Source organism: Shewanella algidipiscicola (genome assembly GCF_900380485.1).
GTDB classification, from domain to species: domain Bacteria; phylum Pseudomonadota; class Gammaproteobacteria; order Enterobacterales; family Shewanellaceae; genus Shewanella; species Shewanella algidipiscicola.
In genome coordinates this window covers 542,843-569,310 of record NZ_OXJV01000001.1, presented here as the reverse complement: position 1 = coordinate 569,310, position 26,468 = coordinate 542,843, and the positions used below count along the sequence as shown (strand labels likewise).

Here is a 26,468-nt window from a genome sequence, read left to right as displayed (position 1 = left end):
ATAATGACACAATCCACATTGCAATCGACATCAGAACTGGCATCAAAACTTATATTAGAGTCATGCTTTGCCACTATGGTACGTCTGGCTGCGGCCCTCAGTCGCTCGACTCGCTCAAGTAAGCTTAGCGCGATGCTCGCCACCTTAATCACAACCCTACCTTGCGCAGTAGCGGCAGCGCCGACCAATATCATCTACATCATAGGCGACGGTATGGGCCCCGCCTACACCAGCGCCTATCGCTACTTCAATGATGATCCCAGCACAAAGGTGGTTGAACCGACCATTTTTGATAAGCTGTTAGTGGGCATGGCGAGCACCTATCCCGATGATGACACCTATGTCACCGACTCGGCGGCGGCAGCAACCGCGCTAGCCACCAGCCATAAAAGTTATAACGGCGCCATTGCCGTTAATAGCGACAAACAAGTCTTACCGACCTTGCTCGAATACGCCAAAGCTAAGCAGCGCACTACCGCCGTGGTGGTAACCTCACAGATTAACCACGCCACCCCAGCAAGCTTTTTGGCCCACAATGAACATCGTAGAAACTACAATGAGATAGCCGATGATTTCCTCAGCAATCTCATCGACAACAAGCCAGTTGCTGACCTGATGTTGGGTGGCGGCCAACAGTATTTCGTACGTGAAGATAGAGATTTAGTCGCCGAACTGCGCGCCTTAGGTTATCAATATCAAGACGACTTCAATGCGCTGAGCCAACTCGAACGCCTACCCGCCTTGGGACTATTTGCCCCCAAAGGGTTAGCGCCAGCCTTGGGCAGCCCAGCCCCATTGCGCTTAAGCCAAATGACCGAGCATGCGCTCACATTGCTGCCAGCTAATCCCAAAGGTTTTGTGATGATGATAGAAGCCAGCCAAATCGATTGGTGTGGCCACAGCAATGATATTGCCTGCGCTATGGCAGAAATGACCGATTTAGCCGCCACGATCCAACGGATCGTCGACTATATCGACCAGCATCCCAACACCTTATTGGTGATGACAGCGGATCACTCGACCGGCGGCCTTAGCCTCGGCGCAGATGGGATCTACCAATGGCGTGGTCAACTGCTGCATAGCGTCAAGCAGATGCCCAGCACCTTAGCCAAGTGGCTCTACGAATCGCCAGCACATTTGGCAAGTGAGCAGGCCTTTTACGATTTCTGGCAAACACACTTAGGCTTACCTATCGATGCCGAGCAACGCAATGAGTATCGCCAGCAGCTGCAAACGGCATTAGCACAAGATAATGGGGTAAAAGAAGCCACTAGGCTATTAAAGCAACAAATTGACACCCTGACCTCTACCGGCTGGACAACCGGAGGCCACGACGCCGTCGACGTACAAGTCTTTGCTTATGGCCAAGGTGCAGCGCAATTTAATGGTCACCAAGACAATACCCAAATCGCCAAAAAATTGATCGACTTAATTCACTAAACCTGCTCCTTGGGTAAAGATGCTGGCCGCCAATGTATTGCGGCCGGCTGACTCCCCGCCTCACCTCGCAACAAAATCCTCTATACTGCGGCGTAACAAATGTTATCATTGCCGCCAATCGGTTTAGCCCATTAAGATGAAAGAGAACACCATGAGCAAAAGTGCAAAAGATGCCAGCAAGATGACGCCAGAAGCGCGTTACGACTACCTTGTCGAACAAGCCAAGGCCCACAAAACCCTATGGACATTGCAAGACGCCGATGGCTGCGTCATGCTCACCACTGATGATGAAGATTGCATCCCAATGTGGCCTTGCGAAGAGTCAGCAGCCATGTGGGCCGTAGATGATTGGGCTGATTGTACTCCTTTAGCCATTGCCCTTGATGAATGGCTAGAACGTTGGGTGCCAGGTATGCAAGATGATGATCTGTTTGTTGCCGTATTCCCAGTGCAAGAAGATCTAGGCGTGGTGATCCCGCCTTATGAACTAGAGCAGCGCTTAACGCCTAAGCAGAGCCACTAAGCTCGACTATCACTGGCTCGCCACCGCGCAATCAGCCAGTCGCTCAACAGCGCTTTAGCCAGACTAAGGCGCTTATCTTGTCCTTAGATGTCGGAGCCTCACTCGTGCAACCACCCTCACAGTTACATGACCCCCATCAGCCGCAGCAAACCAGCTCTACGCCAGTCAAAGCGCGGCTACCCAAACGTTTAATTGGCTTGTTACTCTTCTTAAGCATCGCATCGATTAGTGGTCTTGTGGCCAAACAAGGGGAGTTATTTTGCTTGTTGACACTGCTGATGGTGATCGCCGTACTGGGCCGCCAGCGCGCGGGATTGTATCTACTGCGCGGTTACACTGTCGTGCAACTGGGATTGGTTAGTATTTTACCAGTGTTGCTATATGACCCAGATAATTTGCTTACAGGCCCATCGACCTTTCAGTTAGGCGAATGGCAAGGCAAAATCCCCGATTATCTGGTGTTTGGCGCGCTGATTTTATTAGCAATATTGCAAGTGTGGATAGCATTTACCGCCCAAGTGTCAGCCTATTGTCATGTCAAAAATAACATGAACATCATGCGTTAACCTTTATCGCTACATAGAGTCAGGTGCTATCACGCGTGATTTAGGCTTTGTGCTTTGTGCTTTGTGCTTTGTGCTTTGTGCTTTGTGCTTTGTGCTTTGTGCTTTGTGACGTTAAGACATTCAGGCTGGATTAGCGCAGACACAACGCCAATTTTTACCGTCTCTGGTAAATTGGCATAAGTGTTCCAGACACAAAAAAGCCAGCAATGCTGGCTTTTTTATGCGACAGACTCACCATAGGTGGTCAAGCAACTAGGTTATACCGAGAAGCTAGCACCACAGCCACAGGTGGTGGTGGCATTAGGGTTTTTCACAAAAAAGCGCGAGCCTTCGAGTCCCGAAGTATAGTCCACTTCGCCACCCATAAGATATTGCAAGCTCATAGGGTCAACTACTAACTGAACCCCTTGTTTCTCGATGGTAAAGTCACCTTCGTTGACTTTTTCATCGAACGTAAAACCGTACTGGAAACCTGAACAACCGCCGCCAGTCACGTACACACGCAACTTAAGTGCATCATTTTGCTCTTCATCCAACAAGGTTTTTACCTTTGAAGCTGCCGCGTCGGTAAAACGGATTGGCATTGTATCTTCAACTTGTTCAGTCATTACTACCTCTATACATCGGTTTGCTGAGCGAATTATCCAATACCTGACCAATTTGTTCAAGTAATAGTCTTGGCTCAGATAAAATCAGTTTATTTTTGTGTTAGCACGCACACTCTTATTGAATGACAGGGTCAATGGCCTCATTGCCATTTTGGGGTTCATCCTCAAGCTGTGGCGCCTCTTCATGAGCTTCATCTTCTTTAATGACCCTCTCATCGGCGCTATCTGCCGTCGACTCCACTTGTAACAGATCCGTGGCGGCAAACACCAACTCGGCACTGTCGCCTTTACTCCAGCGACTGGCTGGCACAGTGACTTTAGCTTCGACCTGAGAAAGTACGAAGCCTTCAGGGAATTGCACCACGGTTGCTAAAATCTGAAAATAACGAAAGCTGAAGTTAAGCTTATCATCAGTGAGCGACGATAACGGCAGGCTCACCACTTTGTCATCCTGTAGGCCGATAAACGTGAGCTCGGCCTTACCTTTCAATGCTTGCTTACGTTTTTGAAGTTGGGTTAATACCAATTTAACCCTAAACTGGTTAGGCAATAAGCCAGGGCTTAGGCCTAAGTCATGAATTGCGACACCGTCTGCTTGATTTTCTGGCGCCATAATGCTGCGATAAAATGCCAGCTCACGTTCGAGCTCTTTCTGTTTTTGATGTTGAGTTAAAAACATCTTTTGCATATTGTCATTGGCTTCTTGGGCTAACGCCAATTCCAAATTTCGCGAAGCTAACATCTCGGCTTGCTGCGTTAACGCTTGGTTTAATTCGGTGCTATTTTTCGGCTGAGCTGACTGGATTTGATGTTGCGATGACCAGAGATCCCAGGTCAATACACCGGTAAAAAATGCCACTAAGATCAAAAAGAAAAGATAAACGCTCGAAGGTCGAATTTTTCGCTCCATCACTTGCAAGCGATCGATCCAACGATGATAATTTGACATTAAACATTAACCCCTTATAAAAAAATCGACACTCACGCTTTCAGTACGGTAAAGGTTTACCACCATGGTTTCTGTGCAGCAACTCGTTAATCGCCTTATTACTCAATGCCGACATTACCTTAATACAGCACTTAAAGATAAATTGTCACAAGCCCAGATCAGTGTGCAATTGTGCGGCTTGGCACTCGCATTTGCCTTGGTCGCTTCTGGGGTCATTATATTATTTAGGCTATTACTGCAGTGGTTAAATACCTTTACCCACACCCAAGCATGGGATTTTACTGACAACTTTAGCGACTGGCGAGTGCTATTACCGCTTTTTGGTGGATTGTTGATCTGGCTCGTGGCGCTATTGGGCTCTAAACGTTACAAACGCATGGGTATCGCCTATGTCATGCACCGCATGAAACTGCACTACGGCAAAATTCCCTTACAATCGGCACCGGGGCAATTCTTCCAAGCCTTATTTGCCCTTGCCAGCAACTTTTCTGTGGGCCGCGAAGGCCCTGCCATCCACTTAGGAGCTGTCAGTGCCAGTGTTATGGCTGAAAAGTTCCAGCTACCGGACAACAGTGTACGCATTATGTGCGCCAGCGGAATTGCCGCAGGCATCGCCGCAACCTTTAATGCGCCACTGGCCGCGGTGATCTTTGTCTTTGAGGTGATACTTAGGGAATACAAGGTGCATTACTTTTTTCCCATTATGCTCTCAGCCATTTGCGGTGCACTCAGTAGCCAGCTGGTATTTGGTAACATTCATGAATATGAACAGATAGGCATCGACCAAATCCCCTTGTCACAATACCCTATCTTAGCCCTGTGTGGCCTAACGCTCGGCTGCATCGCCGCCCTGTTTAATCACAGCCTGCTAATGGTGACCGCTAAAGGCCAACAATGGCCGCTGTTTGCGAGGCTCATGCTGGCAGGCTTAGTCACCTGCGCTATTGGGCTATTATTACCCCAAGCCTTGGGCAGTGGTGAGCTGGCAATAAGTTACGCCATTAGTGAACACCCCAGCCTGTGGATATTAGTGGGCTTGCTGATAGGCAAGATTATCGCCACCATTGCCGCCATAGGCCTTGGGATCCCAGGTGGGATTATCGGCCCTTTATTTGGGATAGGCGCCTTAATTGGCGCTATTTTAGCCATCATCAGCGCGCAGTTTTTCCCCGGCATTAGCCCCTATATTGGCCTGTACACCATCATAGGCATGACAGCCATGATGGGCGTGTGCCTCAGTGCGCCGCTGGCCGCCTTGGTCGCATTGCTGGAACTCACCCATAACGCCGCCATCATCTTGCCCTCGATGTTTGTCACCATCCCTGCCTTCTTAATTGCCCACCAAGCCTTTAATACTCAGTCGCTGTTTTATAAACAGATGGAGCTGATGGGGCTGGACTACAAAATTGCACCGGTCAAACTGGGACTGCAAAAAACCGGTGTGCGCGCCATCATGGATAAGCGCTTTGTTATTGTTAAAGACAACGATGAATTGCTGCTTGAAGTGCTAAAACGCGCTGAAGGACGCTCAGTATTAATGCGTAACCACCAAGGCGAAATAGAGATGTTGCAATTAGAGCTGCAGCATGACGACAGCAAAAGCACCTTAAGCCGCCACCCGATACAAGGCGTTGCCGATAGCAGTACTTTAAAAGAGGTCTACGAAATTTTAGCCATCGAACGTCGCGGCGAGGTATTCGTCTATCAAGGTGAGGCCGATAATATCGTTGGCGTGATCGGCTGGTCGGCGTTACAGAAACAGATCAATTCTGGTCAAATTTAATGCTAACGAGCTCAGCCGTATGAAGCTTGCGCTAATGCGACAAACCGCTAACGCTCACTTTTTCAGCATACCTTTGTTGGTGTAATGACAACCTATCCCCTAGCTCACCCAAACCACAAATAACTAACCAACTGATTAGTAAGTAATTTTATAACTTTTCATAACTTTTTACATGCTATTGCTCTCATTTAGCCTTAATTTTGTGACCCCGGTAACACTTGCGCGTATTAACGTGAATTTAGTGATGTTTTTTTTATGCGCATTCGATAGGCAGCTCGATTGACGCCAATGACTCACTGACGGTTACGACTAAATATAACTATGAGTACTAAATAACATGCAGCGACAACGTAACAGCCGCTGGCTTATTGCTTTAGTCACATTGGCAAGTATAAGCCTGTGCACCAACAGCTTTGCAGCATCGGATGAGAAACTGCTCAACATGTGTAAAGCATGTCATGGACAGACTGGTCATAATCCGTTTCCCAGCATTCCCAATCTTGCTCAGCAAAACAGTCAATATATGGTTGAGCAATTAACCGCATTTAAAAACGGCCAACGCCAAGACAAAACCATGAGCAAAGTCGCCAAGTTATTAACCACTGAACAGATGCAGCAGATGGCGCACTATTTTTTTAAAGGTAAGGATTAAATCACCATGGCAATCGATAGACGTAATTTTCTTAAAGGGGCGGTAGCCACTTCAGTAACGGCCATGTTGCCAGTCAATTGGGTATTTGCGCAAAACCGTCCAGCAGGCATGGCAGCCATGGATGTGTCTGCGGTGAAGTGGAGTAAAGTCGACCACCTACCTGAACACTTTAAGGTACTCAATAGCAGCCCGCTTAATGCCTTTCCACCTGAACATCTGCTTGACCCAGCCACAACGCCATCGGATGTCGCCTTTATTCGCTGGAATGGCCAGATGCCCGACTTCGAGAATATAAATCCCGACACTTGGGAATTTACCGTTGATGGCGAATCAATCGAAACGCCTAAAACCTACACCATCGCCGAGTTGAAAAAGAAGTTTAAGACTCATACTCAACAACTGGTGCTCGAATGCGGTGGTAATAGTCGAGTCAACTTCTATCCTAACGCCAAAGGTAACCAGTGGAGCAACTCGGCCGTCTTTTGCGCTGAGTGGACAGGGGTTTTAGTCAAAGACGTACTAGCCGATTGTGGCGTAAAAAGTGATGCTGTGTACACGGCACACTATGGCGCCGACAAACACATTAGTGGCAAAGGTGCGGCTATTTCTCGTGGCGTACCGATTGAAGCAGCCATGAATGAAAACGCCCTTATCGCGTGGGCCATGAACGGGGAAGATATCCCTTACATGCACGGTTACCCGCTGCGTATTGTCTTTGGTGGCCGCCCAGGCTCGGTATCACAAAAATGTGCTACCGGCATTGGTGTACGCGATCGCGTGCACGATGGTAAAAAGATGGCGGCTCCCGCCTACCAGGTGCCAAAAAATCCGGTTGCCCCAGGTGAAAAGGTCGACAACAAAGACTTTAAGATCATCGAAGAGATGATTGTTAAGTCCTTAATCACCTCACCACAAACTGGTGGCGAAGTGGCACTAGGTGACAGCATTGAAGTACGGGGTCATGCTTGGGCTGGCGTGCGTGAAGTGACCAAAGTGGAGGTCAGCTATGACTATGGTACCACTTGGCAAAGCGCGTCACTCACCAAACCCGCTAACCCAACAGCATGGCAACAATGGGCCATCACACTCAAACTGCCACAAACTGGTTACTACGAAATTTGGGCGCGTGCTACCGATAGCCAAGGTGATAGCCAGCCTATGGTACAACCCCAGTGGAACCCCAAAGGTTATCTGTTTAACGGTTGCCACCGCATTGCGTTAAGGGTGGGGTAATGAGAAAACACTTAGTTGCGGCAGCACTAATATTGGCAAATGCGCCTGCACTTGCGGCTGACTCGCCAAAGGTGGCCACTTATCCGGTGGATACCGAAACAGGATTAATCATGGCTCCGGGTTGGGAGATGGTAAGGGATCAGTGTAACGCCTGTCACACCAGTCATATTATCCCGCAAAATCCCGGTAGCAGAGCCGTGTGGCGCGAGACCATTGAGTGGATGATAGACACTCAAGGGTTATGGGATCTGTCAGACACCTGGGATCCTGTGCTCGATTACCTGTCGACTTACTATAACGAGACTGGTATCGACATGCAGATCTTTAGGCGTAAACCGTTAGATCCTGAGCTGATGCCCCCCATGCCAACGGCTAAAGGAGACCACTGATGAAACGTTTATTTGTGAGCCTTGGCCTCATCGCTGCACTGCTATTTGCCGCTATTGTCAGCGGCAATGAGCGCCGAGAGTTCAACCAAACGATCGAAAATATGGGGCTAAAGATAAGCCCTAGTACCTTGGCATATTCGGCCGATGTTGAGCAGGGAAAACAGCTAGCCTCGACTCGCTGTATCGCTTGCCATGGCGCGACTATGCTTAAGCTGATGCCAAGCTACCCCATGCTAGAAGGGCAAAAAGCCGCTTACCTGTTTAAACAACTGGTGGCGTTTAAGCACGGCGAGCGCAGCAACCCGATTATGCAAGGGCAAGCTGCCATGCTGTCAGAACAGCAGATGAAAGATGTGGCGCTGTACTACTCGCAGCAACCAACACTTACACTGCGCTAAAATTATATAAGGCTCGCAGCGCTGCGAGCCTTATCGATGAATGCATATCTGGGCGACGCCATCAAGGCCCGCCCATTGTTTTGAGTCCTCCCCTAACAAGTTCCAAAGTCTAACGTTAACAAAAACCGGCCAGCTTGCCCGAGCGCGAGTAATCGCCGACTCTGTGATCGATGACATTGAAAATGCTGAGCATACGGTCACAATAACAGATCAACTTGAAGACAATTTAGTATGGGCTGATATACTCTAGCGGCTCATATTCAAGCGCTCGGTTTTGCCTCACAGTAAAACGCTAACCAAGCGCTGTTAAGTTGCACTTAACCCACAAAATTGATACACAGCATTGCAAACACTGTGCTTATGCCCCGCTGTCACGAACGCGAGAAAAATAGGCAGATAAGGGTCGAACAATCGCCATGGCACTATTTGCAGTGATATTAAGGGGTTGTGGCACAAGTTGAGCAACCCTAATGAGCCGTTACTTGATATTCACAAAGCCGATTTTTAATCTGGCAACTGACTTTAAAGGATCTAGCATGACCCGCTCTGAAACCCTATTTGAACAGGCTAAAAAAACCATTCCTGGTGGCGTTAACTCGCCAGTACGTGCCTTTAACGGTGTCGGTGGTTCGCCACTGTTTATCGAAAAAGCGGACGGTGCTTATATTTATGATGCCGATGGCAAAGCCTATATCGATTATGTTGGCTCTTGGGGACCGATGATTTTAGGTCACAACCATCCAAAAATTCGGGCCGCGGTATTGGCCGCGGTGGAAAATGGCTTGTCATTTGGTGCACCGACTGAACTTGAAGTGCGCATGGCTGAAAAAGTGATCGAGATGGTGCCATCTATGGAACAAGTCCGTATGGTGAGCTCAGGAACTGAAGCGACTATGAGCGCCATTCGTCTGGCACGTGGCTTTACCAACCGCGATAAGATCATGAAGTTTGAAGGCTGCTATCACGGCCACGCGGACTGCCTATTGGTTAAAGCGGGGTCTGGCGCTCTGACGCTGGGTCAGCCAAGCTCACCGGGTATCCCTGAAGACTTTGCTAAGCACACCTTAACCGCCGTTTATAACGAACTTGAATCGGTTAAAACGCTGTTTGAACAGTATCCAGAAGAGATCTCGTGCATCATTCTTGAGCCAGTAGCAGGCAACATGAACTGCATTCCGCCAATCCCTGGTTTCCTTGAGGGTCTTCGTGCCCTGTGTGACCAATACGGTGCGCTACTGATCATCGACGAAGTCATGACAGGTTTCCGTGTATCGAAAAGCGGTGCTCAAGGCCACTACGGGATCACGCCTGATCTCACCACCTTAGGTAAAGTGATTGGCGGCGGCATGCCTGTAGGCGCTTTCGGTGGCCGTAAAGATGTGATGCAGTTTATCGCACCAACGGGCCCTGTTTATCAAGCCGGTACCCTGTCTGGTAACCCTATTGCCATGTCAGCGGGTCTTGCGCAGATGGAAGCACTTTGTGAAGAGGGTCTTTATGAAGCGCTTGCCGATAAAACAAAACGTGTTGCCGAAGGCTTTAAAGCAGCGGCCAACAAACATGGTATTCCACTGAGTATCAACTATGTTGGCGGTATGTTTGGCTTGTTCTTCACTGACGAAGAGAAAGTCACACGTTTCGATCAAGTCACTCAGTGTGATGCTAAGGCCTTCCCAGAGTTTTACCATGGCATGTTAGATGAAGGTGTATATCTAGCGCCAAGCGCCTATGAAGCAGGCTTTTTGTCTATGGCTCATGGCGACAAAGAGATTGAAGCAACGCTTGCCGCTGCCGATCGCGTGTTTGCCAAAATGGCTAAATAGCCCCAGCGTTAAGCAGTAGCGATAACGCGCACGCATAACATAAAAAGAGGACCTAGTGTCCTCTTTTTATGTATCTCCCCGTTGCCATAATGTGCCAGCCACGCTAAGCCGATAAAGTCACATAAAATGAGTAATCCCATAATAAAGCAGAAGCTAATGCTAACGGATGTTCAACGGCTAAAAAATAGTTAAATCATCTACCAAAAGCAGCAATATTAGCAGAACCTACACAACCCACCCCGAAAAACCCAAGGCTCATCACAGTTTTACTGCAAAATTAGACTGAGGTAACACTTGCCTATTCCACTTTCCTATGGTCAGATCGCCAGCTACCACAACAACCTTAATATAACCTTGATTTTAAATCTGCATTCTCACCCCGTTGAGGTGCGGACTTAAGTCGGCTGTAGGACCAATGTATGCTCGACATTTTCCTGATAACCCTTGCTGTGCTAGCGCTATTAAGTATCATTTTTGAAGAGGTCACCCATCTTAACAAAGCCAAAACCACCCTGTTTTTTGGCTGTATAGCCTGGATAACTCTGTTTGTTGCCGCAAACGATGTCGACCACCAGCGCTTAATTGCCCAAGAGCTTAATCACAACCTATTAGAAATCGCCACCTTATGGCTGTTCCTCATGTCGACGATGACCTTTGTGGCTTATCTCAATGCCAAAGGCATGATCCAAGTCTTAGTACAAAAGTTATTTCCACAGCAGGTATCGGTGCGCATGCTGATGATCTTAGTGGCCTTGTTCTCGCTGGTGTTGTCGGCCATTTGTGATAACGTCACCGCCACCTTGGTTTCACTCGGATTATTAACCACCTTTCAACTTGAAAGCCAGATGAAACGCCGCATGTCGGTATTGATCATCTTTGCAGTCAACTCAGGCGGTGTCGCATTAATCACAGGCGATGTCACCACCTTGATGATCTTCCTCGCGGGCCATGTGCATATCTCACAGCTACTGGTGCTGTTTATCCCTGCCGCGGTGAGTGTCATGTTACTGGCAGTGTTGTTCTCGCTTAAAGCCGAAGGCCGCGTGAGCACCACACCGATAAAACGTCAGTACAGCTACATTGATGTGCTGATCGCTGTTATTTTTCTCATCACCATCATATTAACCATGGTGCTGAATATCTTGTTTGGTATTCCGCCGGTATTGACTTTCCTGTCGGGTTTGTCAGTGATGTTTTTAGTGGGCACCACCTCACGCAGTAATAAAGAGGAGTTACAGATCCTCGAATATATTCGTCAGGTCGAATTCGATACCCTACTGTTTTTCCTCGGCATATTATTATTGGTGGGCATGCTTAAAGAGATTGGCACCTTGCATCTACTCACCGAGGTGTATGCCAAATTTGATCCCAATATCTCTAACTTTGTCACAGGTATAGGCTCTGCGCTGCTCGATAACGTGCCGTTAACGGCCGCATTACTGAAAGCCGAGCCCGTGCTGACCACCCCCGAATGGTTAGGCCTCACCTATTCTGTTGGGGTTGGCGGCTCATTACTGGTCATTGGTAGCGCGGCGGGCATCATCGCCATGAGCAAGGTCAAAGAGCTGACCTTTGTGGCCTATTTAAAATATGTCCCTGCACTCATGCTGTGTTATACCTGCGGTTACGGCTTAACCTTATTCCTAGCCTACGAGTTTTTTGGCTAAAGCGCCCAAGCTATCCTTACCACTTAAAAATGCGATGAGCCTGCTCATCGCATTTTTATTTAACTCAGCCTATCGTTATCCGTCGCCTTCTATTACAAACCCGCTTTACTACCAGTCATCTTGATTAAAAACCACCTAGATTAAAAGTCATCAGCGATGACCTACCCGCTTTATTAAAAGCCACTTCATTGCAAGCCAGCGCAATTTTAAGATAAACAGCACCAACTTAGTTGATGGTTATCACGGCATGAGACCCAAACTGCCTCTCGATGAATAGTCCCCAGCATAGAGTCAACTGAAGGGATTGGGTTAGTGCGACCAAAAGCATATACTGCCAAAAATTTACCATAAGCGAATCTCACTATGCCTTTGTCTAAGGAAGCCTAAAACCATCCACCAGCTCGCTAAGCCAGGGAGTGTTGCGGTTGCAGCCGAATAAATCATGTCAAAGGCAGAGGACAAGCGCTCAAGCTCGGCAACCTATAAGGCTCTGACCACAGACCTAAGCGGCACCTGTGATACTTAAGCGATAGCCATTAAGTAAGTCGGGTTGAGTCAACGGTCAAAAAACCATGAGTCAGTAATAAAAAGGCCATGCCTTCTGTATCAGAAGACATGGCCTTTTTTATGCGCTTTTTTATGAATAAGAACAGATCAATTAAGAACAGAACAATCAAATGGCGGGGACTTTAAACTCGGTGCCAGCCACTTCAAGCACCACATCGCGAGGTCTTATCTCGACAATGCGTAATACGCCGCCAATCATATCTCCTTGCTGTAATTCGGCGCCATCGACATTAAGCCAGCGGTTATCAGGGCTACTGGCATAAACATGGGCCAAAATTGTAAACTCAGGGACCTGTAGCTGCACACCTGCCGGTAACTGCCCATATTTAGGTAGTGTATCGGCGCTAGGCTCAGGAATAGGATCAAGCTTAGGCTCGGTCACTGGCGTTGCCACCGCCTTATCTATCTCTACCGCTTTTAATGCCGCCTCAAAGGCCGCGAGTAAATTATCGCTTGGCGGCTCACTTTGACTCACTGTTGCATTGCGCGCCTGTGCGTTGGTTGCGTTGCTAAAGCCCACATCTTTAGCGGCTTCATCGACTTGTGCCTGCAGCGAATTAAGCAAGTCTTGACCACGTTGATTGCTATTCGCGCCTAAAATAATGGGCTCATGTGCATCGTAATCTGTCACTTCGGTTGCCATGGCGATGGTGCGCGATCCCTGCGCCAAATTAGGTCGCTCACTGATAGGTACTGGCTGCGCTTGATAGTCCATAGGCCGTGCTATGGGTACAGGCAATGCGACTTTTCCCGCCAACTGCACATTTGGGCTCGCCGGCTGAGTACCGACGGACACATCGGCTTGTGGGCTGCGACTGACCTTAGGGGGCGACATTGACGCTAGCCCATCAGGCTGTCGTGTCACTGAGCGCTCCGGTAATGGCGCCTTAAAGGCACTTTGGCGTAGCGGGCTGGCACTACTAAGCAACCATGCCGCCAATACTGCTAGCCCCAGCAGAGTGGCAAACAGCGCCCACTTCAATCCAAGGTGACGAGTACGGTTCATCGCCTGATATTGAGCACGCGGGGTAATAATTGCATCCAGAGGCTGCTCTTGCTGTTTCGCCCGCATCACGGCATCGAGTAAAATAGACATCAGTAGCGCCCCCCACTTTCTTGCAGCCGCGGCCCTTGGTCACTCAAGTAAAGATTAAGCTGCACTAAGGTTTGGCTGCCGGCAATGGCATCGGCCCGTAAACCATGCTGGCGTTGAAACGCCCGCAGCGCCTGCTCTAACTCATCGTCAAATTGGTTAACTAAACGCGGAGATTTTTGTTGGATATGTGCCAGCGCATTTTCAAGCCATTGCACCTGCGCAATTGGCGCGCCGCGACCTATCTCTTTAGGCTGGTAACTGGGCGCCTGCCATAAAATTTCGAAGGTGCCACTGAAATGGCGAGTAAACCAAGCTCTGTCGACCCACAATTGCTGCTCGCCCAGTTGCAACAACAGTTGCTCACCTTGGCGCGACACCACAGTGCCATAAAATGGTTGCTGATTTTCATCTTGCAGATACACCACCGCAGGGTAGTTTAACCGTAGCAGCGAAAACCAGTTACCTTGTTGCTGAAAACAATCGAGCCCTTGTTGCTGCGCCGACTGACAAGCCGTTAAGCCGATATAGGGCGACTTGCCCCACAAGCCTAAAATACTGGCGTAGGCGCTATCTATGTTGCGGCTCTGCTCTATAGCTTGACGCAAAATCTGTTGACTGGCGCTCAGTTGCGCTGACTTAGGCGCGCTCATGCTATCAAGGTCATCTGACGGTTGAGGAATCGCCCCCCAATCGCCTGAGCGCTCGCGCTGCGCCACTTGATTAGGCATCTGACTCGATGAAGCGCCCGCGCCTGAACTTAGTACTGCACTGGAATTGGTACTCGGCTCTGCGACCAGATTAAGCACGCCACGCTCATCAGTGTGGTTAAACAGATAAAATGCCCCCGCAAAGGTGAATACCACGGCGGCCGCCGCTGCCGTAGGCCAAAAAAGCGATCGCGACTTAACCTCTTCGCCGAGCACTTCCGTTGCCGCAGTGCGCACCATGTTGGCATCAATCGGCACCTTAGATTGCGCGTAACCTGCCATCAAGGCGCGCTCACACAACAGATTAATCAACCGCGGAATACCGCCACTGTATTGATGCAAGGCTTTGATTGCTCTGCGATGAAACAAAGGCTCATGCCGCCCCGCTACCTGCAATCTGTGCTGCACGTACAGAGCAATTTCTTGCTGAGTCAAAGGCAATAAGTGATAACGGGCGGTGATGCGCTGGGCCAATTGACGTAACTCTTGGCGTTTAAGCAATTGTTGTAGCTCTGGCTGACCAATCAAAATGACTTGTAACAGTTTTTTAGTGTCAGTTTCGAGATTGGTTAACAGACGCAGCTGCTCAAGGACTTCGGCGCGCAGATGCTGCGCTTCATCAATGATCATCACGGTATGACGTCCGCGTTCATGGTTCGCCAATAAAAACTGGCTTATTTTATCGGTAAGCTGCTTAAGACTCGGCTCGGGGCCATATTCGATATTCAATGCATCGCACAAGGTGGCTAACAACTCTAACTCGGTTAGCGAAGGATTAAGAATAAAGGCGGTGTCGGTATTGTCCGGTAACTGATTGAGCAAGGTACGTGATACCGTAGTTTTTCCTGTGCCAACTTCGCCCGTAAGCAGTACAAAGCCCCCCGTCTCACCTAGGCCGTAGGTCAAATGCGCCAATGCCTCACGATGACGGTCACTTAGAAACAGATAATGCGGGTTGGGTGCAATAGAAAATGGGTTATCGTTAAGTCCATAAAACGCTTTGTACATGCAGGCTGTAGTCCCAAAAAATAATTGACACTCCAAACTAATCTTTAGCCGATCCATTGTCAAAAATTAGCCTAAAATATTTGCGTGCCGCCGCATTGCAAACAGTACAATCACGCCTCGTTAGCATGATAAGCTAGAGGCAAAGTAATCAAAGAGACTCTAACTGGTGAAAATTTATCTCGTAGGCGGCGCCGTCCGTGACCAATTACTGCAACTGCCCATCAAAGATCGTGATTACATGGTGGTCGGTGCGACGCCAGAGCAGATGCTGGCTCAAGGTTACAATCAAGTGGGTAAAGATTTCCCGGTATTTCTGCACCCCAAAACCCAACAAGAATATGCCTTAGCGCGCACCGAACGTAAAACGGGCGCTGGCTACGGTGGCTTTAGTTGTTACGCCGCCCCCGATGTCACCCTGGAAGAAGATCTGCTGCGCCGCGACTTAACCATTAATGCTATCGCACAAGATGAAGATGGTACCCTCGTCGACCCTTATGGCGGCCAACGCGACATAGAACTGCGTTTACTGCGCCATGTGTCGGCGGCCTTTGTCGAAGACCCACTGCGTGTGTTACGAGTGGCCCGTTTCGCCGCCCGTTTTCACCATTTAGGCTTTAGTGTTGCGCCAGAAACCATGGCGCTGATGCAGCAGATCAGTCGCAGCGGCGAACTCGACACATTAACCCCAGAACGGGTATTTTTAGAATTAGACAAGGCACTGGCAACCGATGCCCCGCAAGTGTTTTTTGAAGTATTGCGCCAGTGCGCTGCGCTACCTATTTTATTCCCCGAAATTGATGCTCTATTTGGTGTCCCCCAACCAGTGAAGTGGCACCCTGAGATCGATACTGGCGTGCACACCATGATGGTACTCGAACAAGCCGCAAAGTTATCACCAGAACCCGCTATCCGCTTCGCCGCCCTAGTACACGACTTAGGCAAAGCCCTTACGCCGCCAGAACTACTGCCGAAGCATCACGGCCATGGACAAAAAGGATTGACGCCGATCAGGGCGCTGTGCACACGCATTAGGGTGCCTAATGAATATCGCGATCTGGCTTTACTGGTGAGCGATCAACATCAAAATGTACATCAAGCTTTTGAGCTAAAGCCGCAAACTATAGTCAAAATATTCGACAAAGCCGATCTCTGGCGCAAGCCACAGCGGTTATCTCAACTGTTGATTGCCTGTGAGGCCGACATGAAAGGCCGTAGCGGATTTGAAGAGCACGACTACCCGCAGGCTCAATACTTACTAGACTGCTTTGAGGCGGCACAAAACGTTGCTATAAAACCCATTATCAATGCAGGTTTTACTGGGGCCGACATCAAAACCGAACTACAGCGCCAGCGCATTGAAATTATTACAAAGTATAAAGTTAAACATCCCAAAAAGGATACCGAGCACTCACATAAGATTGATTGATGGTGATCAAGGATCAAAATTGACAGAAATTATCCACAGAGTCTTGCTTTTGGTAACTCGTGAGATATTGTATTGCAAGGTAAACACGAAAATTCATAGCAAAATAATATAGCTATGACATAATTAACTGGTTGCAGTTGAGTTTCAACTGCTCCACTTAAATCCAACACACTCTAAAGGGATTTCCCATGAACAAAAAAGTACTTATGCTTGCTGGCGTAGCAATGACGGCCCTTCTTGGTGGTTGTGCAAACACTACTGCTCTAGAAGAAAGCGTTGCAAACCTAGGCAACAAGGTTGATCAACTATCTGCTGAAGTGAGCTCTCTTAAGTCTGAGCAAGGCGCTCTTTCTGCAGACGTTAAAGATGCAAAAGCAGCAGCTATGGACGCACAAGCTGAAGCTAAGCGTGCTAACAGCCGTATCGACAACATCGCTTCTTCTTACAAGAAGTAATTTGTCTCAAAGTTAAGCTTATTTTTTAAGTGAACTTTCAAGGCTTGGTTAATGGTGAATAAATGTGCCACTTATCGTGACACACACCAGACCAAGCCTTAATTTTTGGCGTTATCCAGACTCTCACAGCCAAAGCGAATCAAAGCCGTTAGTCATAACAATCATTACTCGCCCAGCGCCTCTATACCTTGCGGTTAATACAACTAAACTCCCTGCAGATTCTAATACAAAGTTAGCATCTAGCGTCCTTTCAAACCCTCACCTCGACCATAAATGTCATATGTTATGTAAGCCAAACTTCACTTACCGTTATTGAAGAGTGGCTCAACGACAATAACATCCACGCTATGTTGATGGCGGCGTACCTTCTCCATTAACAACAACGGCCTCAATTTGTACCAAGGCATCCATAGGGGTGACGGTAATTCCAACGATTGTTGAAGCCCTAGTTCAGCCATACTCGAGCACAAAATAGAACCTCATTAAGCATTATAGGGCTCCATCGCCTTGGCGTAGCCTGCTGGGGAAAATCTCGATGTGATAATAAGCATCAACAGCAGAGCGAAGATCACCATCAACCAAGCAACCTGAAAACTACCGGTCGATTGGCGAAGTATTCCAGCAACATAAGGAATGACAGCCGTGATGATAAAACCAACCCCCTGTATAAATGCGGTTAATGCGCCGGCTATCTTGGGAGTTGCCAGATGTTCAAGAGCCACAGTTAAAGTCAGTGCAAAGCAACTGCCAAGGCCTGTACCTATATATTAATTCCCTGACCAGCTCAAGTCTGAGCTGTTTACGTCATCACGAGTGATGAGCACTGGAATACCATTTTGAGTCAGTATGGCATCGTTGGCTTTAGCCCTATCGACCTTATCTTGGCTGATGAACTGTACCATTTGACTGTTTAAGGTGATCACCTTATTGCTGGTCTCATCTTCCGACTCAGATAATGGCGAATGCACCTCAATAATATGCCTGCCATCTGGCTCAGCCGATATTTTCACCGCTTGATTTATCACTCGTACGTTATCGCCATACTTTGACTGATTAAATAACCACTCAATATCGTTGGGGTTAAGCCTTATACAACCAGCACTGACGCGCATACCGATACCAAAATCTTTATTGGTACCGTGGATCAGATAACTACCATCGCCATAAGAGAGTTGCATTGCATATTGGCCTAAGGGGTTATCGGGCCCGGCTGGCACCACGCGCGGTAACACTTCGCCACGTTCGCGTAAATGGTCGGCGCGAATACTGGCCGGCGGTGTCCAACTTGGGTTAGGAATACGCGACTTAATTTTAGTCACCATCTCTGGCGTTTCACGCCCCACACGGCCAATACCGACCGGAAATACATGGACTTCACGGCCATTTTCGGGGAAATAATAGAGACGCAGTTCTGGCAAATTAATCACAATACCTTGACGCGGAACATCTGGCAGCAACATCAGTGTCGGTATGGTCAATTCCGTGCCAGGCGTGGGCAAAAAAGGATCGATCCCAGGGTTGGTTTCCATTAACTCTAAAATACCGACATTATATTGAGCGGCAATAGTCTTAAAAAACTCTCCCTGCTGAACCACATGCGTCTGTAACTCACCAATCAGGCGTCCACCATTGGTTGGTAAAGAATACACATTAGCAAGTGTATAGCACGGCAATAACCACAAGATGACCAACAGCATTTTACGCATCATCGATTTTACTTCCTAATTTGGGTGTTAATGGCCTAACCTTAATGAGTTAAAGGGTACCTTGAGCCAAGCCTATTTTCTAGTGCTCAATGTTAGATAAGGCTAATTAACCTTTTCAATCATTTGTTTACGACTCAGGGTAAGGTAAAAATCAACTTCAAGTTGGCTAAAGTCCCCAGTTGACATCTGCCGCTTCACCTTATCGGCCGCTCGCCAAGCATAGGGCGTCATCTCCAATAGGGTCACCGCCTCATCAGGGGTAACATTAAGCGTAAAACTCACTCGCTGTTGATGGATAAGCTCAAGCCCTTTCGCTAAAGTGGGAACGGCAGGTTTTTCGGCTAAATCCTTATAGAGATACTGCTTAATTTGCCACAGATGGCGCGGGCCGGGTGAAACCTGTACAAACAAACCGTTAGGCTTAAGCACACGTAACAACTCTTTGCCTTTAAGTGGCTTATCGATAAGTGTCACAATATCGAAGCACTCATCCACAAAGGGAAGCTGCTTTAACTGGCTGACGATGTAGGTTGCCTCTGGGTGACTTTTAACCGCCGCAAATAAGGCATTTTCCGCCTCACCTATGCCTGTTTGACTGCTGTTTGTTGTCACGCCTTGCAGGGTATCGGTCAGGGATCGCAAGTAAAAGCCGTCACCACAGTCAAAATCTAAGTGGTTAACCGCAACATTTTGGTCTGTCACATATTCTGCCAATGCGAAAGTCAGCTGCTGTTTTAATGCATCTAGCAGCGGAGTAAACACGCCAGACTCAAGCAAGAAACGCTTAGCGCGCATCACCTGACGAGAGTCCATGTGCGGCTTTTTAGCTTGGCTGAAAACCCAATACCCCTGCTCATTTTTATCCAAATGATGCTTCTTTGGGCAATGTAGCCCTTGTGAAGCCTCATGGATCGACATCTGAGCTTGGCAAACGGGACATAAATAATGGCTGTTCATGGGATCTCTTTAATAATTCATGGTAAATAAAAACGTTAAGCGAAAATCACCACACACAACACTGCACCTAACGCTAGGCGATAAATAACAAAGGGTGTCATACCCATGCGGCTAATAATTTTAAGAAAATAATGAATACAAAGGTATGCCGCCACAAAAGAGAGCACGGTACCTAAGCCCAAGGCTTGATAGTCTAGCGCCTCACCACTTTCAATGAGATCTTTAACCACTAAAATAGCGGCCCCTAAACTGACTGGTACCGACATTAAAAATGAAAAGCGTGCAGCCGCTTCGCGGCTCAAGCCTAACATCAAGGCGGCGGTGATGGTGGCACCAGAACGCGACGTCCCCGGGATCAACGCCATCGCTTGGGCGATACCTATCACTAGGGCTTTCTTCCACCCGACCTGAAACTCACTAAACCCTTCTCGCGTCATGCGGTCCGCCCACCAAAGTAGCAAACCAAATACTATGGTGGTAAAGGCAATAACTTCAATATTGCGCAGATGGGTGGCGATAAACCCTTTGGCAGTAAAGCCCACAATCACCGCGGGAATGGTGGCTAAAATAATCCACCATGCGAGTTTGCTTTGCTCATCTTGCTGGCCGCTAGCGATGCTGCCCGTCCAAGCGGTAAACATCGACCACAACTCACGGCGAAAATAGATAACCACAGCCAACAATGAGCCGGTATTCACCGCAACATCGAAGGTTAATCCTTGATCTTGCCAGCCTAAAAGCTGGGCGGGCAGAATTAAATGCGCCGAGCTAGAAATAGGTAAAAACTCCGTAAGGCCCTGGATAAGTGCCAATACAATTACCTGAAACGTATCCATATTTATCCTTTATGATGGATTGTTAGTAACACCAATGAAATTCAATCGGCCACAGCTTTTGCTGCGACTTATCAAAGTTATCCCACAAGGTTTGGTAGGTTTGTTGCTCGACGGGATGCAGTAAGGTCGGCGCGATCTCGGCTAATGGCCACAGTACAAAAGCATTGGTGGTGATCTCTGCCCGAGGCAGTTCTACCGGGATTTGACCCACCCAGTCGTCATACAGTAACAGGTCAAGATCTAAGGTCCGTGGACTGTATTTTTTGGCCCCTAAACTGCGGCCATTATCTTGTTCTATGCGTTTAAACAGCGCAACCACTTGCGCTACAGATAATGGCGTGTCGCCAGCCACCACCATATTGAGAAAATTACTGCCCTTAAATCCCACCGCTTCGCTTTCAAATACCGACGATAGGCACAGGTTTGAAAAGTGATCTGTTAACGCCTTAAGGGCCACATTAAAATAATGCTCGGCATCAATATTACTGCCAATACTAATAAAAATACGCGCCATAGTATTATAGATGACCTCGTTGTATTTCTACGCCGACAGCGGATGCTGAAGGGACGGCACCGGGCTTCATCACTTTCACTTTTACCCAAGGCACATCAAACTCCGTCATCACGCACTTAGCGCACATTTCGGCAACGGTTTCGATGAGTTCAATTGGTTTTTCGGTAATAAGCTCAACTAAACGATTAGAAACCGTTTCATAGCACAACGCATATTGGTAATCGTCGCTGTCGGCGGCCGGGCCATTATCCCATGCCATTTCCAGATCGATTAACAACTGCTGATGGATCTGCTTTTCCCACTCATAAATCCCTATCACTGTTTCCACTTTCAGTTGTGAAATAAGCACCTTGTCCATAATGCCTCCCGCTAGGCAAATTAAGTGTTGGCAAAAAGAGGTCTAATAAGCTAATGAGTCCAACCTTGATATAATGACAAAATTGCACAGATAACTGTGTTTACCCCTTTCGTACAGCTAAAAACCCAAGTAGGATAAGCTGCTGTAATGGCATCGAAACAGGGTCTATGAGAACGGATGACATCGCCCCGCTGCTCATTACAACCGCTCTATCAACCAGTGCGTAAAATATAAGGTTAATGAGAGGCCTCGATGCTAGGTCGCGATAATACCTTAAGAAGGATAAGGAAACCAATTTGAGCTTAACGCTGTTGACCCTAGCGATGATTTTGATCGCCTACTTGGCCGGTTCAATCTCCAGTGCAGTGCTAGTGTGTCGTCTTCGAGGGTTACCCGACCCCCGTAACGAAGGTTCTGGTAACCCTGGCGCGACCAATGTCTTGCGCATTGGTGGCGCGAGCGCCGCAGCCACGGTATTGCTCTTCGATATGCTTAAAGGCGCCATTCCTACTTACATTGCTTTTCGCCTTGGTGTCGATGCAGTCCCCTTAGGCATTATCGCTATCAGCGCCTGCCTAGGACATATCTTCCCTATCTTTTTTAAGTTTAAAGGTGGAAAAGGGGTTGCCACCGCCTTTGGCGCCATGGCCCCTATCGGTGCTGACCTATCACTGGCTTTAATGGTGACATGGATAATCTTAGTCATTATCTGCCGTTATTCATCCTTAGCGGCCATTATGACCGCTTTTTTAGCACCTCTGTATACTTGGTATTTCGACGACCGCTTCACCATCCCCGTAGCCATGTTGTCCATGTTAATCGTGATCCGCCATCGAGAAAATATCGCTCGCCTGTTAAAGGGAGAAGAATCGAAAGTGTCGCGTAAAAAGAAAGAAAAAGCCCAGTAAAAGGGCTACTTTGTACTGGGCTATTCACAGGCTAACGGCACAACTAGACTGGCGGTAATGAATCTAACGGCCAGCGTGGCATACCTTTAACAGCTAAATCTTCTATCTGGCCAGCTTTTAAACGCTGCATACCCGCATAGGCGATCATCGCACCATTATCGGTACAGAATTCACCACGTGGATAATAAACTTGCCCACCAAGATCTTGCATCATTTGTGCTAATGATGCCCTTAAGCGGCTATTGGCACTCACACCTCCGGCTATCACTAAGCGGTTATACCCAGTTTGCTTAAGCGCGCGCTTACACTTGATGGCTAAGGTATCAACCACAGCCTCTTCAAATGCGCGGGCAATATTCGCGCGAGTCTGCTCATCATCAGGCTCGGCGGCAATCGTATTGGCGGCAAAAGTTTTCAGCCCTGAAAAACTAAAATCAAGCCCTGGACGATCTGTCATAGGGCGTGGAAAACGATAACAATTAGGCAGTCCTTGAGCGGCCAATTTTGCCAATCTTGGGCCTCCGGGGTAATCTAAGCCCATCAGCTTGGCGGTTTTATCAAACGCCTCACCGGCAGCATCATCAACCGATTCGCCCAGCACCTGGTAACGACCTATGCCTTCAACCGCGACCATCATTGAATGGCCCCCTGAGACCAACAAGGCCAAAAAGGGAAATTCAGGCACATTATCTTCGAGCATAGGCGCGAGTAAATGCCCTTCCATATGATGAACGCCCACAGCGGGTTTCCCCCAAGCAAAGGCCAACGCTCGGCCAACACAAGCACCGACGAGTAAGGCACCGACTAAACCCGGGCCTTTAGTGTAAGCAATACCGTCAATATCATCTTGGGTGCAGTTAGCATCGGCTAATGCTTGCTTTATCAACGGCACTATTTTACGGACATGATCGCGCGAGGCCAGCTCAGGAACCACCCCACCATAATCGGCGTGTAACTTAACCTGACTGTAAAGTGTATGAGATAAAAGCCCTTTCTCGTCGTCATAAACGGCAATACCGGTTTCATCACAAGATGTCTCTATACCTATAACTCGCATCGTTTCCTGTCTACCTAAATGAAGTGGCGGCCAATTTTACCTGCTCTGTGGCAATTATACCAATCGATAAATAGCCTCCCTCTTCCCCCTTTGCCGCGACGGCGTTATAATGGTCGATTATCACGCTATATCAGGGCTCAGGACTCACCAAGTCCAGCGTCCAGTGCTAAACTTGATCTAAACACCGAGTAAAGATCGCACATAGGATCGCTACAAAGGGGTTTACAAACTATTGGTAGTCGGTATAGAATTCCGCACCATTTTTAAATTAACTTGAGTTAATTAATTAACTCAATACAACCTACACCTAAGGGGTGATGGCGTATGCCAATTATTAAAGTACGTGAAAATGAACCATTTGACGTAGCTTTACGTCGTTTCAAGCGCTCTTGTGAAAAAGCTGGTATCTTAGCCGACGTTCGTGCTCGTGAATTTTACGAGAAGCCAACTACTGCACGTAAACGTGCTAAAGCCGCAGCAGTTAAGCGTCTTGCTAAGAAGCTTTCTCGTGAAAATGCGCGTCGCGTACGTTTATACTAATCTCTTATGAGCCTAATTGATCAGCTAAAAGACCAAATGAAAGATGCCATGCGCGCCAAAGATAAGGTGCGCTTGGGAACTATTCGTATGGCACTGGCAGCCATCAAACAGATTGAAGTGGATACCCGCGAATCTCTGAATGATGATCAAGCCATAGCTGTCTTAACCAAAATGGTTAAACAGCGTCGTGATTCTATTGCGCAATATAGCGCAGCGGGTCGCGACGAACTAGCCGATGCTGAAGCAAGTGAGATTCAAGTACTTGAAACTTTCCTGCCGAAACCTCTTTCACAAGAAGAGGTCGCTAAGCTAGTAGATGCAACGGTCCAAGAGGTCGGTGCATCATCCATGGCGGATATGGGCAAAGTAATGGGAGCGTTGAAACCTAAGGTACAAGGACGAGCTGACATGGCGGCTATTGGCGCCATGATTAAGGCTAAGCTTCAGTAACTTAGTGTTCAATGTATGAATGAGCCGTGCTAAAGCACGGCTTGTTTGTTTGTACTCTTTCAGTTTTTTTTCGCGAAAAGGCGGCATTTATATACCAATGGCGATACCTCGTGATTTTATCAATGAGCTTGTAGCTCGCACCGATATAGTCGACCTTATCGATGCTAAAGTCCCCCTGAAAAAGGCGGGGAAAAATCATTCTGCCTGTTGCCCGTTTCATAGCGAAAAATCCCCGTCCTTTACTGTTAGCAGAGACAAACAGTTTTACCACTGTTTTGGCTGCGGTGCTCATGGCAATGCTATCGACTTTGTCATGGAATATGACAGATTAGACTTTGTCGATGCGATAGAAGAACTTGCAGGCCAATTAGGCTTAGAAGTTCCCAGAGAACAAGGCACGGGTAAACGCCGTGATGAAGGCTTGAGTCGCGACCTCTACCAGTTATTGGATGAGGCCAGCCTGTTTTTTCAAAGCCAATTGAGACAACACCCAGATAAACAAAAAGTGCTCGATTATTTAAGCCATCGAGGTTTGTCTGATGAAGTGATTAACCACTTCAATATTGGCTTTGCGCCCGACGGCTGGGATGGGTTACTCAGTCGTTATCGGCACAACCAAGATTCACAAGATAAACTGCTCACCGCTGGAATGGTGATCGAAAACGATAATGGCAAACGTTACGACAGGTTCCGTGACAGACTGATGTTTCCGATCCGTGATAGACGTGGCAGAGTTATCGGCTTTGGTGGACGTGTCCTCGGTGATGGCACGCCAAAGTACTTGAATTCGCCAGAAACGCCCATATTTCATAAAGGGTATGAGCTATACGGCTTATATGAGCTAAAGCAACGTCACAGAGACCCGCAGCAGATATTAATCGTTGAGGGCTACATGGACGTGGTGGCATTGGCTCAGTTTGATGTGGATTACGCCGTAGCATCGCTCGGTACATCAACAACGGCAGAGCAATTTCAGTTACTGTTACGTAGTGCTAAGGAAGTCGTTTGCTGTTATGACGGCGATAAAGCGGGTATCGAAGCTGCCTGGCGCGCATTAGAAACGGCGCTACCGCTGTTAAAACCTGGCGATCAGGTCAAGTTTATGTTCTTGCCTCAAGGCGAAGACCCTGATTCTATGGTCAGACAAATTGGCAAGCCGGCATTTGAACAATTAGTTACTGAGGCTAAACTATTACCCGAATTTTTATTCGATACCTTAGCCAGCCGCTATGGCACAGATAAAGGCACCTTGGCAAAACAAGCCATGATGCTGATAGAAAAAGTACAAGATACTGTTCTGCAAAGTTTATTACTAGAAAATCTAGCCTATAAGCTCGGCATGAACAGTGCGGAAGAGCTGCAACGAAAACTCGGTTTTAAAGCAACCAAACAGAGTCAAACGCTGCACAATAAAGCGCTCAAGGGACGTGGAACACCATTGCGACTAGCCATCGCACTGTTAGTACAAGATCCCAGCTTAGGTAACGGATTACCAGAGCAACCAGCGCTAAAACATATCAAGATGGCCGGCATCGATTTGCTGACCCTCTTATTAGACCGAACTCGAGCCAACAAGATAAACAGCGCACAACTACTTGAACAATTCAGAGGTGATGACCAATTAGGCACCCTGAAAAAATTGACCCAATGGGAACATCAAGTGGCGGATGAAAATTTGCAGCAAGAGTTCAAAAAAGCCCTGATATGGTTAAACAATCAATACATTGAACAACGATATCAGGAATTGAGCTTAAAACAGCACCATACTAAAGAAGAGCGGATGCAATTAAAAAAGCTCATTGCTGTGATACAGGGTCAGGCTTAAAAGGCAAAATTTGTCTTAAAGTAATGA

The 26,468-nt window shown here is 47.9% G+C and carries 27 protein-coding genes; 16 read left to right on the top strand and 11 right to left on the bottom strand.

Features of this window, described 5'->3' with window-relative positions; genetic code table 11:
- The first annotated feature begins 75 nt into the window (after positions 1 to 75).
- The 3 genes from DN599_RS02560 to DN599_RS02550 all read left to right on the top strand — a co-directional run bounded on the left by DN599_RS02560 (position 76) and on the right by DN599_RS02550 (position 2,529).
- Positions 76 to 1,440 carry an alkaline phosphatase gene (locus DN599_RS02560; protein ID WP_420820852.1) on the top strand — a complete coding sequence of 455 codons (1,365 nt, stop codon included), beginning with the start codon at positions 76 to 78 and terminating at the stop codon, positions 1,438 to 1,440.
- Positions 1,441 to 1,591: 151 nt separating this feature from the next.
- Positions 1,592 to 1,963 (top strand): DUF2750 domain-containing protein, encoded by a 372-nt coding sequence (locus DN599_RS02555; RefSeq protein WP_110456079.1) that lies wholly within the window; start codon positions 1,592 to 1,594, stop codon positions 1,961 to 1,963.
- Between the two features lie 104 nt (positions 1,964 to 2,067).
- Entirely contained in the window at positions 2,068 to 2,529 is a 462-nt protein-coding gene (locus DN599_RS02550; protein WP_110456763.1) for a hypothetical protein, read from the top strand.
- A gap of 257 nt (positions 2,530 to 2,786) precedes the next feature.
- On the opposite strand, the gene erpA is transcribed toward DN599_RS02550, so the two are convergent.
- On the bottom strand, positions 2,787 to 3,137 hold the full coding sequence (gene erpA / locus DN599_RS02540; protein WP_110456078.1) for an iron-sulfur cluster insertion protein ErpA: 351 nt from the start codon (positions 3,135 to 3,137) through the stop codon (positions 2,787 to 2,789).
- A gap of 115 nt (positions 3,138 to 3,252) precedes the next feature.
- Entirely contained in the window at positions 3,253 to 4,086 is an 834-nt protein-coding gene (locus tag DN599_RS02535; protein WP_110456077.1) for a DUF6776 family protein, read from the bottom strand.
- A 64-nt stretch (positions 4,087 to 4,150) separates the two neighbouring features.
- Here DN599_RS02535 and DN599_RS02530 point away from each other — a divergent pair, with 64 nt between their 5' ends.
- The 7 genes from DN599_RS02530 (at position 4,151) to nhaD (ending at position 12,031) form a co-directional block, all read left to right on the top strand.
- Entirely contained in the window at positions 4,151 to 5,869 is a 1,719-nt protein-coding gene (locus tag DN599_RS02530) for a chloride channel protein (protein ID WP_110456076.1), read from the top strand.
- A 337-nt stretch (positions 5,870 to 6,206) separates the two neighbouring features.
- Positions 6,207 to 6,521 carry a c-type cytochrome gene (locus DN599_RS02525; RefSeq protein WP_110456075.1) on the top strand — a complete coding sequence of 105 codons (315 nt, stop codon included), beginning with the start codon at positions 6,207 to 6,209 and terminating at the stop codon, positions 6,519 to 6,521.
- A 6-nt stretch (positions 6,522 to 6,527) separates the two neighbouring features.
- Entirely contained in the window at positions 6,528 to 7,754 is a 1,227-nt protein-coding gene (locus tag DN599_RS02520) for a sulfite oxidase (protein WP_110456074.1), read from the top strand.
- Complete coding sequence (locus tag DN599_RS02515) at positions 7,754 to 8,143, top strand: cytochrome C (RefSeq protein WP_110456073.1); 390 nt, start codon at positions 7,754 to 7,756, stop codon at positions 8,141 to 8,143. The genes DN599_RS02520 and DN599_RS02515 overlap by 1 nt, the downstream gene beginning before the upstream one ends.
- Positions 8,143 to 8,541, top strand: a complete 399-nt coding sequence (locus tag DN599_RS02510; protein ID WP_110456072.1) for a c-type cytochrome — start codon at positions 8,143 to 8,145, stop codon at positions 8,539 to 8,541. The genes DN599_RS02515 and DN599_RS02510 overlap by 1 nt, the downstream gene beginning before the upstream one ends.
- Positions 8,542 to 9,077: 536 nt before the next feature.
- Complete coding sequence (gene hemL / locus DN599_RS02500; protein ID WP_110456762.1) at positions 9,078 to 10,364, top strand: glutamate-1-semialdehyde 2,1-aminomutase; 1,287 nt, start codon at positions 9,078 to 9,080, stop codon at positions 10,362 to 10,364.
- A 419-nt stretch (positions 10,365 to 10,783) separates the two neighbouring features.
- Positions 10,784 to 12,031 carry a sodium:proton antiporter NhaD gene (nhaD, locus tag DN599_RS02495; RefSeq protein ID WP_110456070.1) on the top strand — a complete coding sequence of 416 codons (1,248 nt, stop codon included), beginning with the start codon at positions 10,784 to 10,786 and terminating at the stop codon, positions 12,029 to 12,031.
- Positions 12,032 to 12,704: 673 nt separating this feature from the next.
- Here nhaD and DN599_RS02490 read toward each other — a convergent pair.
- Together DN599_RS02490 and DN599_RS02485 are read right to left on the bottom strand one after the other, a co-directional pair.
- The gene (locus DN599_RS02490; RefSeq protein WP_110456069.1) at positions 12,705 to 13,694 is read right to left on the bottom strand and encodes a general secretion pathway protein GspB; all 990 of its coding nucleotides are present in this window, start codon (positions 13,692 to 13,694) and stop codon (positions 12,705 to 12,707) included.
- A complete protein-coding gene (locus tag DN599_RS02485; RefSeq protein WP_110456068.1) occupies positions 13,694 to 15,409 on the bottom strand; it encodes an ExeA family protein in 1,716 nt (571 codons plus the stop codon). The genes DN599_RS02490 and DN599_RS02485 overlap by 1 nt, the downstream gene beginning before the upstream one ends.
- Positions 15,410 to 15,575: 166 nt before the next feature.
- Between DN599_RS02485 and DN599_RS02480 the strand changes: the two genes are divergently transcribed.
- On the top strand, positions 15,576 to 16,835 hold the full coding sequence (locus DN599_RS02480; RefSeq protein WP_110456067.1) for a multifunctional CCA addition/repair protein: 1,260 nt from the start codon (positions 15,576 to 15,578) through the stop codon (positions 16,833 to 16,835).
- Positions 16,836 to 17,023: 188 nt separating this feature from the next.
- Complete coding sequence (locus DN599_RS02475) at positions 17,024 to 17,290, top strand: Lpp/OprI family alanine-zipper lipoprotein (RefSeq protein ID WP_110456066.1); 267 nt, start codon at positions 17,024 to 17,026, stop codon at positions 17,288 to 17,290.
- A gap of 482 nt (positions 17,291 to 17,772) precedes the next feature.
- Here the strand turns inward: DN599_RS02475 and DN599_RS02470 are convergent, their stop codons facing one another.
- The 6 genes from DN599_RS02470 to folB all read right to left on the bottom strand — a co-directional run bounded on the left by DN599_RS02470 (position 17,773) and on the right by folB (position 21,661).
- Complete coding sequence (locus DN599_RS02470) at positions 17,773 to 18,012, bottom strand: hypothetical protein (protein WP_110456065.1); 240 nt, start codon at positions 18,010 to 18,012, stop codon at positions 17,773 to 17,775.
- A gap of 45 nt (positions 18,013 to 18,057) precedes the next feature.
- Positions 18,058 to 18,999, bottom strand: a complete 942-nt coding sequence (locus DN599_RS02465; protein WP_110456064.1) for a L,D-transpeptidase family protein — start codon at positions 18,997 to 18,999, stop codon at positions 18,058 to 18,060.
- A gap of 99 nt (positions 19,000 to 19,098) precedes the next feature.
- A complete protein-coding gene (locus DN599_RS02460) occupies positions 19,099 to 19,953 on the bottom strand; it encodes a methyltransferase domain-containing protein (RefSeq protein WP_110456063.1) in 855 nt (284 codons plus the stop codon).
- Between the two features lie 35 nt (positions 19,954 to 19,988).
- The gene (locus tag DN599_RS02455) at positions 19,989 to 20,789 is read right to left on the bottom strand and encodes an undecaprenyl-diphosphate phosphatase (protein ID WP_110456062.1); all 801 of its coding nucleotides are present in this window, start codon (positions 20,787 to 20,789) and stop codon (positions 19,989 to 19,991) included.
- A 22-nt stretch (positions 20,790 to 20,811) separates the two neighbouring features.
- Positions 20,812 to 21,303 (bottom strand): 2-amino-4-hydroxy-6-hydroxymethyldihydropteridine diphosphokinase, encoded by a 492-nt coding sequence (gene folK / locus DN599_RS02450; protein ID WP_110456061.1) that lies wholly within the window; start codon positions 21,301 to 21,303, stop codon positions 20,812 to 20,814.
- Positions 21,304 to 21,307: 4 nt separating this feature from the next.
- Positions 21,308 to 21,661: a dihydroneopterin aldolase gene (folB, locus tag DN599_RS02445; RefSeq protein WP_110456060.1), complete on the bottom strand. Its 354-nt coding sequence runs from the start codon at positions 21,659 to 21,661 to the stop codon at positions 21,308 to 21,310.
- 296 nt (positions 21,662 to 21,957) lie between these two features.
- Here folB and plsY point away from each other — a divergent pair, with 296 nt between their 5' ends.
- Positions 21,958 to 22,569: a glycerol-3-phosphate 1-O-acyltransferase PlsY gene (gene plsY / locus DN599_RS02440; protein ID WP_110456059.1), complete on the top strand. Its 612-nt coding sequence runs from the start codon at positions 21,958 to 21,960 to the stop codon at positions 22,567 to 22,569.
- A 43-nt stretch (positions 22,570 to 22,612) separates the two neighbouring features.
- Here the strand turns inward: plsY and tsaD are convergent, their stop codons facing one another.
- Positions 22,613 to 23,626 carry a tRNA (adenosine(37)-N6)-threonylcarbamoyltransferase complex transferase subunit TsaD gene (gene tsaD / locus DN599_RS02435; protein ID WP_110456058.1) on the bottom strand — a complete coding sequence of 338 codons (1,014 nt, stop codon included), beginning with the start codon at positions 23,624 to 23,626 and terminating at the stop codon, positions 22,613 to 22,615.
- Positions 23,627 to 23,950: 324 nt separating this feature from the next.
- Between tsaD and rpsU the strand changes: the two genes are divergently transcribed.
- From rpsU to dnaG, 3 genes are all read left to right on the top strand, one after another.
- Positions 23,951 to 24,166, top strand: coding sequence for a 30S ribosomal protein S21 (rpsU, locus tag DN599_RS02430; protein WP_006080725.1), 216 nt, complete (start codon positions 23,951 to 23,953; stop codon positions 24,164 to 24,166).
- A 6-nt stretch (positions 24,167 to 24,172) separates the two neighbouring features.
- The gene (locus DN599_RS02425) at positions 24,173 to 24,616 is read left to right on the top strand and encodes a GatB/YqeY domain-containing protein (RefSeq protein ID WP_110456057.1); all 444 of its coding nucleotides are present in this window, start codon (positions 24,173 to 24,175) and stop codon (positions 24,614 to 24,616) included.
- A gap of 97 nt (positions 24,617 to 24,713) precedes the next feature.
- On the top strand, positions 24,714 to 26,441 hold the full coding sequence (gene dnaG / locus DN599_RS02420) for a DNA primase (RefSeq protein ID WP_110456056.1): 1,728 nt from the start codon (positions 24,714 to 24,716) through the stop codon (positions 26,439 to 26,441).
- Positions 26,442 to 26,468: the final 27 nt, after the last annotated feature.